Genomic DNA, 10,393 nt, shown 5'->3' on the forward strand with positions numbered 1-10,393 from the left:
CTATTTCATTATCAAACAAAAAGCCTTCTATAATTTTATATAATCGAGATTTCTCTTCTTGATTTAATTCCGATATTTGTGCTAAAATGGTATCTTTCATAAAACAAAGATAATAAATATATTCTTTAGACTAAAGCCATATTAATTATTTTATTTAGAATTAAACATTAAATCTAAAATGCATTACATCACCATCTTTTACTATATATTCCTTTCCTTCGACTCTTAATTTTCCAGCTTCTTTAACTTTTGTCTCCGAACCAAAAGTAGAAAAATCTTGGTAAGCAATAACTTCTGCACGAATGAAGCCTTTCTCAAAATCGGTGTGTATAACTCCCGCAGCTTTTGGTGCTGTATCTCCAATGTTTATGGTCCAAGCACGAACTTCTTTTACGCCAGCCGTAAAATAGGTTTGCAATTTCAGCAATTTATAGGCGGCACGTATTAAAACTGCTGAACCAGGTTCTGTCAATCCCAAGTCTTCTAGAAAAACTTGACGTTCTTCATAGCTTTCTAATTCTGTTATGTCAGCTTCTGCTCCTACGGAAAGAATGATGACTTGGGCATCTTCATCTTTTACTAACTCACGAACTTGGTCTACATATTTATTTCCATTTACGGCCGCGCTTTCATCAACATTACAAACGTACAAAACGGGTTTGTTTGTAATGAGCTGAAAATCTTCTAATAACTCTATTTCGTCCGCATTTTGTGGTTCTACTGTTCTAGCTGATTTTGCTTGCAATAAATTTTCTCGTATTCGGTCCAAAAGTGCTTTTTCTGTTTGGGCTTCTTTATTTCCTGTTTTCGCAGCACGGTTTACCTTTTCTAAACGCTTTTCAACCGTTTCAAGATCTTTTAATTGTAATTCGATATCAATAGTTTCTTTGTCCCGAATTGGGTTTACATTGCCGTCAACATGAACAATATTATCGTTATCAAAACAACGCAGTACATGAATAATGGCATTACATTCTCTAATATTGGCCAAAAATTGATTTCCTAAACCTTCGCCTTTGCTAGCTCCTTTTACCAATCCTGCAATATCAACAATATCAACAGTTGCCATTTGAACGCGTTCTGGTTTTACCAATTCTTCCAAACGATTAATCCTAGGATCAGGAACGTTTACAACGCCAATGTTAGGTTCTATTGTACAAAACGGAAAGTTGGCACTCTGCGCTTTGGCATTTGATAAACAATTAAATAAAGTTGATTTGCCTACATTGGGTAACCCTACAATTCCTGCTTTCATATTTCCTGATTATTTGCTTTTTTTCGCTAATGCTAAAGCATTTTATTTTTTTTTAAAGAGCGCAAATATAGGGTAATATAATCAAGTTTCAAAAGCATCAATAGTGTAATATTTCTAAAAAAATTATTCTTTAAATTCAATTTTTGCAATTATTTCTTGCTCCTCATTTGTAGTGGTTAATCCCGAAATTTCCCAGTAATTATTCAGTATAACGTTCTTTTTGTTATATAATGTTTTGTCTTTAAAAACCTCATTTTCTTTGTATGTATAATTTTTATCACTAAAATTTGTGGTCACAAAACAATTTTTGATTTCTATCATAGTTGTTTTCAATTTTTCAATTTTTTCAAAACCTATTTCTTCTTTTGAGCTCATCAAATAATATTGAGAACCATCTATCCTATAAATGGTTTTAAAGAGAGATTTGTAAATATTTTTAGATCCCAATGACGTTTTATCTTTCACATTGGCAAGTGAAGTCGGTGAAACATTAGTACTCACTTCTACAATCAATTTTTTCCTTGAATCATAAAGTACAGCGTAGTCATCCAGCAATCCTTTGGCGTTTGTTTGAGGCGTTACCAACATCAGATTATAATCAGAATTGGCAGAGTATCCTTTAATCACAAAATCAAATTGATTTTTGCTACTTCCTACTAAAAGTGGATTCAGATATTTGAAATTATAATAATTTTCCATGATGTTATTGAGATTGTATCCTAAAGCATCATCGGAAATTTCATCTTTAAGCAAACCAAACGATCTGTTTTGTTCTACTAAAATATTGGTTTTAAGACTTTTATCTTTACCATTTAGTTGAAAGTTTAATAAACCATCGTTGTAATAGGCATAATTTCCATTAAGTTTTAAAAACTCTCTCGAATATACTTTTAAGCGCGCAGGAATATTTAATTTTTTGATTGAATTAAGAACTAATTCAATCAATATTTTTTGGGGATGCTTTTTGGTCACTATAATTTCATCCAAACCATTTACATTATTTTTTAAATAAAAAATATTTTGCTTTTCTTTCAAAAGATTAGATCTCAATTTAATAGCATTATAAGAAGCATGTGTTATTTGAATTGTAGTTGTGCCATTAATTACAAATGTTACTTTTCCCTCTGCATTACTCAACAAAGTTTGTTTTGTTTTTGCAATAAAAATTGTTGCGTCCTCAATGGGAATATTAGTGTCTACATCTTTAAGTATAATTGATTTTTCAACATTTTGTGATGAAACAATTAAGTTAAAAAGTAAAATTAACAATAATGTAAATTTTTTCATAAAAAAATAGCAGTTTAAACAAATTTAATAAAAAAAATGAAATAAATTACTATTTATAAGAGTTAGCTAAATTGTTAAAAGTAATTTATTATTTACTCAAAATTTACTAAAAAAGATTAAATTGCTCAACAATTATCTAACCAAAACATTTTATGAAAAAAATTACTTTATTATTCTTAACAGTGCCGCTCACTGCGGTTTTTGCTCAAGATAAACCAAACGAAATCAAATCTGATACTACAAAAGTACAAGCACTACAGGAAATTCAAATTGTAGGTTCAAGAAATTCAAAACGAACAGTGTTAAATTCGGCTGTACCCATTGACATCATCAATATAAAAGATGTTACCACTCAAAGCGGTAAAATTGAAATTAATGAATTGCTTCAATATCTAGCACCTTCTTTCAATGCCAACAAACAATCAGGTTCAGATGGAGCCGATCATGTTGACCCCGCTTCATTGAGAGGAATGGGACCAGATCAAACATTGGTTTTAATAAACGGAAAAAGAAGACATCAATCTTCATTAGTAAATTTATTTGGAACTCGTGGTCGTGGCAATACGGGAACCGATTTGAATGCCATTCCAGCAAGTGCAATTAAAAGAATAGAAATTCTTCGAGATGGTGCAGCAGCACAATATGGTTCTGATGCTATTGCTGGAGTGATTAATATTGTTCTAAATGATAATGTAGGCGAATTAAATGGAGCTGTAACAACAGGCATTTATAGAAATGATGCCCAAGGCGATTTTCTTCCAGGAACACCTAACACTCCTGGTTTTCAATTAGACCAAAATGGGAATGGTAATTCTTATGGAAAAGATCACAAATACGATGGTTTCTCATTAAAAGCTGGTGCTAATTACGGTGTTAAACTTGGAAAAAATGGTGGCTTTATAAATTTTACTGGCGAATATTTATCCAAAGATAAAACCTTGCGTCCGGGTTTTGATTTCAGAAAAGGTTTTGGCGAAGCCGAAATCAAAAGCTATAATGCGATGTTTAATTTACAATTACCAATAACCAAAAACATTAATTTTTATGCCTTTGGAGGAAGAAATAACAGAAATACTGATGCATATGCTTTTACCCGAAATAGTGGTGAAAGAGTTGTAGAATCTATTTATCCTGGTGGTTACACACCAAGAATCACCTCCAAGATTATCGATAACTCCTTTGCTTTTGGTTTTAAAGCAAAAGCTGGTGATTGGAATATTGACTTGAGTAATGCCTATGGTAAAAATGCTTTCGACTATAGAATAAAAGGAACATTAAATGCAAGTTTAGAAGCAGCTTCGCCAACAGAGTTTAATGCGGGTGGATTTAGTCTAACTCAAAACACTACTAATCTAGATTTTTCCAGAAACTTTAAATCGGTTTTAAAAGGTCTTAATTTTGCTTTTGGTGGAGAGTATAGATTAGAAAAATATGAAATTTTTGCTGGAGAAATTGGTTCATACGCTACATACGACACCAGCGGAAATCCGATTACCAATTCCGCTACCCAATTTGCTCCAATTGACCCAGTTTCAGGAAATCCTAGACCAGGTGGATCTCAAGGTTTCCCGGGATTTAGTCCAAAAAATGAAGTTAACAAAGAAAGAACCAGCAAAGCTTTGTATGCAGATGCAGAATTAGATGTTTCGGACGAATTTATGATAGGAACTGCATTACGATATGAAAATTATAGTGACTTCGGAAATACATTAAATTTAAAATTGGCATACAAATTAAAACTTTCTGACAATGTAAGTTTAAGAGGTTCATTCGGCACAGGATTTAGAGCACCTTCATTGGCGCAAATTTATTTCAATACTAGTTTTACAAATTTTACAAGTAGTGGTGCTACCGAAGTTTTATTGGCAGCCAACGGAAGTACTGTGACACAAGGATTTGGAATTGATAAATTAAAAGAAGAAAAATCAACTAGTGGCGGAATAGGTTTAACCGGAAAATTTGGAAAATTTTCTGCTACTGTGGATGGTTACTTAATAAATGTTAAAGACAGAATTGTACTTACAGGTTATTTTAATGCTACTGCATTAAACTTAAATGTCGATTCAGCACAATTTTTTGTCAACGGAGTGAACACTGTTACAAAAGGTATTGATGTTGTTATGGCTTGGAAAAATTCTATTGGCAGTTCAAAATTTGGAGCTACATTAGTTGGAAACGTTAATAGTATGCAGGTAAACAAAGTTAAAAACGGAAATTTAGATCAAGAAACCTTCTTTGGTGCACGAGAAATTGCTTTTTTAAGAGCATCGGCACCTAATAGCAAATTTGGTTTAAATTTAAATTATGCAAGAAAATGGTTTGATGCCGGAGCAGCATTTACCAGATTTAGTAAAGTAGTACTTGTAGATTATGCGGGATTAGATAATGTGTATGATCCAAAAATAGTGACCGATTTAACACTAGGTTTTCAAATAATAAAACAAGTAAAATTAAGTATTGGAAGCAACAACCTCTTTAACATCTATCCTACAAAACAAGATGAATCTGGCAATACCGAAGCAGGCGGTTACTATGATGCAGTTCAGATGGGTTTCAGCGGAGCATACTACTATACTAGATTAAGTTTTAAATTTTAGTAGTTATTTTGTATCCGTGTCATAAAAATCCTGAATTTAATTTCAGGATTTTTATGTATGCATTATGTAATAATAAAACAAAATAATGTAACACTCACAAGCAATTATAAAATAAATTTGTGTCATACTAATCAATTCAAATACTTATAATGAGAACTATAATTTTAAGCATGATTACCATTTTAACTTCAATTATTGGGTTTGCGCAAAATACCAATATTAAATCTGAATTAAAAACAGTAACAACAACGATTAAAGATTCAAAAGGCGAAAAAAAGATTGTAAAATCTGAAGAAACCAATGAAGTTCAAAAAATTGCTTTGGAAGATGCAAAACCTAACACGCTCAATATTCCAATTAAAGACAGCCCTGTTGATGTGACCACCAAAACAAAAGTTACAGTTGATGGAGTAACAAAATCTGTTGAAGTAAATCATTCTGCTTATTACAGCATTAATGGTCTTAAGTACCAAATTCAACCAGATAAATCAGGTTATGTAATGACAAGTCCAAATAGTAAAAATTTGACACTTTTAAGAAAAACTTCCACTAACAATTATATTTTTAAAAACAAGGATAAATTCTCTGTTGGCTATTTTGATGCTGACGGTAATTTAGTTTTAGAAACCTATGATGAAAAAACAGACGCTGTTATCCTTGAGAAATATAATGTTGTGAAGCATTAATATATTTCTATTTTAGTAAAAAGCCTAAACATTTACATGTTTAGGCTTTTTTTATTCGTTATGTAAAAATGACTGTCGGTTGCGGAGCGTTTCCTCGCTCTCTGAATGTGCATCATCGGGAATGCAACAACCTACAGGACAAACTGCTGCACATTGCGGTTCATCATGAAAACCTTTACACTCGGTGCATTTTCCCGGCACTATATAATAAATATCGTCCGAAATTGGGGTTTGTGGAGCATCCGAATCTATTTCTGTACCGTCGGGTAAAATAACCTTTCCTTTGAGTTTCGTTCCGTCTTTATACCTCCAATCATCTGCACCTTCATAGATTGCCGTATTAGGGCATTCAGGTTCACATGCACCGCAGTTTATACATTCGTCTGTTATTATGATTGCCATCTTTATTGCCTTAAAGCTTAAAAAGTCTACTTTAAAATCTTAATTCAATGATTTTTCAATCTTTTGAGCTTGTGACTTTCTACTTTCAACTAAATAAAACTTATTTTTGTACAAAATTACAATCAAAACACGTTATAAACAAATCTAAATGGATTCAATTAACAGAAAATTACCTTTTGTTGAATTGAGCAAATTTTTAAGTCAATTTTCCTTGAATGAACAGTTACTAGATAAAAATGTGCTTCACAATGATATCTATTTTAATAAATTCAAAGACTTATTACAACTTTCTCAATCTCACAATGGATGGTTTACTCAAGAGCAAGTTTACTATGCGGTTCATTCATGGGCAGAGGCCTTGACCGACGAGAACTTGACACAATGGGTTTCTAGCTATGATTTGTCAGCAGTAAAACAAAAAACAATTGGATTAATTCTAGCAGGTAACATACCTTTAGTTGGTTTTCATGATTTTCTTTCTGTGCTTATTGCTGGACATAAAGTCCTGATAAAAACATCATCTAATGATCAGCATTTAGTAAAATTTTTAGCAGATTATTTAATTAGTGTAGAACCAAAACTAGCAAATTCTATAAATTTCACAGACGGAAAATTAGAAAAATTTGATGCCATCATTGCTACCGGAAGCAATAACACCGCTCGTTATTTTGAATTCTACTTTAAAAACAAGCCAAGCATTATTCGTAAAAACAGAAACTCAATTGCCGTTTTAAACGGCAACGAAAACCAGAACGACTTACGTAATCTTGGTGAAGATATTTTTAGATATTTTGGATTAGGATGCAGGAATGTTTCCAAACTTTTTGTTCCTAAAGCTTACAGTTTTGATGCGTTTTTCAAGGCAATTTACGATTTTAAAGAAGTCATTTATTATGAAAAATATGCTAACAATTACGATTACAACAAAGCTGTTTTCCTGATGAGTAATTTTAAATTATTAGATAACGAATTCCTAACTTTAAAAGAAGATAGCAGTTATGCCTCTCCTATTTCTTCAGTATTTTATGAATATTATGAAAATCTTGATGATTTACAAACTCGTTTAACAAACGAAGCGGAACAAATACAGTGTATTGTCTCCAATAATTTAATTCATAATTCTATTCCGTTTGGGCAAACACAGCAACCAAAACTCTGGGATTATGCAGATAATGTGGATACTTTACAGTTTTTAGGGTCATTATAGCCTTCATAACAATTATTATAAACTACAACGTTTTCGTTGATAACATAGCCTGATTATTACCAATTTCAAAACACATTATTAAGTTCACTAACCGAAATTTGCATTTCAATTTATTAGAAATCTGTCACCATGAAAAAACACAATTACAGCGCTGGTCCTTGCATTTTGCCACAAGAAGTTTTTGAAAAATCAGCACAAGCTGTTCTAAATTTTAATAATTCTGATTTATCTATCCTTGAAATTTCGCACCGAAGCAAAGATTTTGTTGCCGTCATGGACGAAGCAAGGGCTTTAGCATTAGAACTTTTGGGACTTACAGGAAAAGGATATCAAACGTTGTTTCTTCAAGGTGGTGCAAGTTTAGAGTTTTTGATGGTGCCCCAAAATTTAATGAAAGTTGACGGGAAAGCAGCTTATTTAGACACTGGAACTTGGGCAAACAATGCCATTAAAGAAGCCAAAATTTTTGGAGAAACTAGTATTGTTGCTTCTTCAAAAGAACAAAATTACAATCACATCCCAACGGATTATTCGATTCCAGAAGATGCCAATTATTTTCATTGTACAAGTAACAATACCATTTTTGGGACACAAATGAAATCGTTTCCAAAAACTACTATTCCAGTGGTGTGCGATATGAGTTCAGATATATTTTCTAGAAGTTTAGATTTTACACAATTTGATTTAATTTATGCTGGTGCTCAAAAAAATATGGGTGCTGCGGGAACAACACTAGTGGTTGTAAAAGAAGCAATTTTAGGAAAGTCGGGCAGAACTATTCCTAGTATTTTGGATTATGAAAAACACATCAAAGCGGAAAGCATGTACAACACACCCGCAGTTTTTGCGGTTTATACATGTTTGCTGACCTTACAATGGTTGAAAAATCAGGGCGGAATTGCTGCTATTGAAAAAATCAACGAGGCAAAAGCCAACTTGCTTTACAATGAAATAGATAGAAATCCTTTGTTCACTGGTACTGCTGATAAAAAAGATAGAAGTAATATGAATGCCACGTTTTTATTGGTAGACGAAAAAAACCAAGATGCTTTTGACAAAATGTGGAAAACAGCAGGGATTTCAGGACTTACTGGTCACCGTTCCGTAGGTGGTTACCGCGCGTCGATGTATAATGCAATGCCTTTAGAAAGTGTGCAAGTTTTAGTTGATGTTATGAAACAACTTGAGGTAGTGTGTCTTTCGGAATCACAATTAGCCTAATAAATTAGCCCTGATAGCAGTGGAAATCCTTCTTTATAATTGTTTGACAACAATTATAAAGAAGATTGTAACGAATAGCAGGATTAGCTACTAAAAAAAATTCACAATTTATAATTTACAATTTATATGAAAGTATTAGCCAACGACGGAATTTCTAAAAGTGGTATTAAAGCATTGGAAAAAGGTGGTTTTGAAGTGATTACCACCAAGGTTGCTCAAGAACAAGTGATTAATTATATTAACGAACATAAAATTGACGTTATTATTGTGAGAAGCTCCACCAAAGTGCGACAGGATATTATCGACAATTGTCCAAGTTTAAAAATTATCGGTCGTGGCGGTGTTGGTATGGATAATATTGATGTTGATTACGCGCGTAGCAAAGGATTGCACGTTATTAATACGCCCGCTTCTTCGTCTGAAAGTGTGGCCGAATTGGTATTTTCGCATTTGTTTAGCGGTGTTCGTTTTTTGCAAGATTCCAATAGAAATATGCCTTTAGAAGGTGATTCTAATTTTGAGGGCTTGAAAAAAGCGTATGCCAACGGCATCGAATTACGCGGAAAAACATTAGGAATTATTGGGTTTGGTCGCATTGGTCAAGCCGTCGCAAAAATTGCACTTGGTATAGGTATGAAAGTGATTGCTGCCGATAAATTTGTGGATAAAGCCGAAGTTAAAGTTGATTTCTACAATGGACAATTCATCAATGTGGAATTTGAGACAGAACCTATGGAAGATGTTTTAAAACATTCCCATTTTATTACGCTTCATGTTCCAGCTCAAGATGGTTATGTAATTGGAGCCGAGGAATTTTTATTGATGAAGGACAATGTTGGAATTGTAAATTGTGCTCGCGGAGGGGTTATAGATGAAGTAGCTATGATTGCCGCTCTAGATTCGGGGAAAGTATTGTTTGCAGGATTGGATGTTTTTGAAAACGAACCTTCACCAGAAATTCAAATATTGATGCATCCAAAAATTTCGTTAACACCACATATTGGTGCGGCTACTCTTGAAGCACAAGATAGAATAGGAACTGAACTGGCAGAACAAGTGATCAGCTTATTAAAATCGGAAAAAGTTTAATTTTTTAGTAAAAAAACTACTTTGCAAGCAAGTAGGAAATTTATTTTTTAATACTGATATGCTATTTTAAGGAATAACCTTTGTAGTAAAAAAACTGATTCTTAAATAGATTATTAGATATATATTTTGAAAATTAATTGCCTAGAACAACAAGATCAACCACGCCGATTGCGTGGTTTTTTTATGTGTTAAAGTTAAAGTGAGAAGCGTTTGTTTTTTGTAATTTTATAAAACAAAAAAACTATGAAGAAAATACTCCTTTCGTTAGTTTTACTTTTAGTCCTTGCAGCTTGCCATTTCGATAAAAATATTGTTACGAAAACAAAAACTGTCGCTGCCGCAAAAAGAGCTGACGTCGTTCGGATTGCCAATGATTCATTAGAATATGAAATTATTATAATGGATTCAGGTTTTAATACTTGGCTAGCTGGAAATGCAAAACCAAGAGGTTTTTATTCTGAAAGTTATATGGAAAATAGAAACCAAACCTATGTTCAAGAATGGAATAGCAGAGTAATGCAACCGCAGCGCTACGGCAGTAATTTATACGAAATGCGTATTGATTATGATCCCAAAATTCATTATGGTTATGAAGTGAATTATTTGCTATTCAATTATATGGTTTATTTTCAAATTATTAACAAACAGC

At 32.7% G+C, this 10,393-nt stretch carries 9 protein-coding genes; 6 read left to right on the top strand and 3 right to left on the bottom strand.

What is annotated here, in order from left to right; all coding sequences use genetic code 11:
- Nucleotides 1–160: 160 nt before the first annotated feature.
- Together ychF and Q0Q96_RS09245 are read right to left on the bottom strand one after the other, a co-directional pair.
- Nucleotides 161–1,255 (bottom strand): redox-regulated ATPase YchF, encoded by a 1,095-nt coding sequence (ychF, locus tag Q0Q96_RS09240; RefSeq protein ID WP_293874092.1) that lies wholly within the window; start codon nt 1,253–1,255, stop codon nt 161–163.
- A gap of 123 nt (nt 1,256–1,378) precedes the next feature.
- Nucleotides 1,379–2,542 carry a hypothetical protein gene (locus Q0Q96_RS09245; protein ID WP_293874095.1) on the bottom strand — a complete coding sequence of 388 codons (1,164 nt, stop codon included), beginning with the start codon at nt 2,540–2,542 and terminating at the stop codon, nt 1,379–1,381.
- 152 nt (nt 2,543–2,694) lie between these two features.
- On the opposite strand from Q0Q96_RS09245, the gene Q0Q96_RS09250 reads away from it, so the two are divergent.
- Nucleotides 2,695–5,139: a TonB-dependent receptor gene (locus tag Q0Q96_RS09250; RefSeq protein ID WP_293874097.1), complete on the top strand. Its 2,445-nt coding sequence runs from the start codon at nt 2,695–2,697 to the stop codon at nt 5,137–5,139.
- A gap of 149 nt (nt 5,140–5,288) precedes the next feature.
- Complete coding sequence (locus Q0Q96_RS09255) at nt 5,289–5,825, top strand: hypothetical protein (protein ID WP_293874100.1); 537 nt, start codon at nt 5,289–5,291, stop codon at nt 5,823–5,825.
- A gap of 51 nt (nt 5,826–5,876) precedes the next feature.
- Here the strand turns inward: Q0Q96_RS09255 and Q0Q96_RS09260 are convergent, their stop codons facing one another.
- Nucleotides 5,877–6,227: a 4Fe-4S dicluster domain-containing protein gene (locus Q0Q96_RS09260; protein ID WP_293874103.1), complete on the bottom strand. Its 351-nt coding sequence runs from the start codon at nt 6,225–6,227 to the stop codon at nt 5,877–5,879.
- A gap of 148 nt (nt 6,228–6,375) precedes the next feature.
- Here Q0Q96_RS09260 and Q0Q96_RS09265 point away from each other — a divergent pair, with 148 nt between their 5' ends.
- From Q0Q96_RS09265 to Q0Q96_RS09280, 4 genes are all read left to right on the top strand, one after another.
- Nucleotides 6,376–7,434, top strand: a complete 1,059-nt coding sequence (locus Q0Q96_RS09265; RefSeq protein WP_293874105.1) for an acyl-CoA reductase — start codon at nt 6,376–6,378, stop codon at nt 7,432–7,434.
- 129 nt (nt 7,435–7,563) lie between these two features.
- Entirely contained in the window at nt 7,564–8,655 is a 1,092-nt protein-coding gene (gene serC, locus Q0Q96_RS09270) for a 3-phosphoserine/phosphohydroxythreonine transaminase (RefSeq protein ID WP_293874108.1), read from the top strand.
- 126 nt (nt 8,656–8,781) lie between these two features.
- Nucleotides 8,782–9,744, top strand: a complete 963-nt coding sequence (locus Q0Q96_RS09275) for a D-2-hydroxyacid dehydrogenase (protein WP_293874111.1) — start codon at nt 8,782–8,784, stop codon at nt 9,742–9,744.
- 243 nt (nt 9,745–9,987) lie between these two features.
- On the top strand, nt 9,988–10,393 hold a 406-nt coding region (locus tag Q0Q96_RS09280), incomplete at its 3' end, for a DUF6146 family protein (RefSeq protein ID WP_293874114.1).

The sequence above is a fragment of the Flavobacterium sp. genome (assembly GCF_025352015.1).
Taxonomy (GTDB): domain Bacteria; phylum Bacteroidota; class Bacteroidia; order Flavobacteriales; family Flavobacteriaceae; genus Flavobacterium.

Bases quoted from the DNA above. Each gene is read 5' to 3' on its own strand.
- Q0Q96_RS09275 (WP_293874111.1), top strand. From the start codon at position 8,782: ATGAAAGTATTAGCCAACGACGGAATTTCTAAAAGTGGTATTAAAGCA.
- Q0Q96_RS09255 (WP_293874100.1), top strand. From the start codon at position 5,289: ATGAGAACTATAATTTTAAGCATGATTACCATTTTAACTTCAATTATT.
- Q0Q96_RS09245 (WP_293874095.1), bottom strand. From the start codon at position 2,542: ATGAAAAAATTTACATTATTGTTAATTTTACTTTTTAACTTAATTGTT.
- Q0Q96_RS09250 (WP_293874097.1), top strand. From the start codon at position 2,695: ATGAAAAAAATTACTTTATTATTCTTAACAGTGCCGCTCACTGCGGTT.
- ychF (WP_293874092.1), bottom strand. From the start codon at position 1,255: ATGAAAGCAGGAATTGTAGGGTTACCCAATGTAGGCAAATCAACTTTA.
- serC (WP_293874108.1), top strand. From the start codon at position 7,564: ATGAAAAAACACAATTACAGCGCTGGTCCTTGCATTTTGCCACAAGAA.
- Q0Q96_RS09265 (WP_293874105.1), top strand. From the start codon at position 6,376: ATGGATTCAATTAACAGAAAATTACCTTTTGTTGAATTGAGCAAATTT.
- Q0Q96_RS09260 (WP_293874103.1), bottom strand. From the start codon at position 6,227: ATGGCAATCATAATAACAGACGAATGTATAAACTGCGGTGCATGTGAA.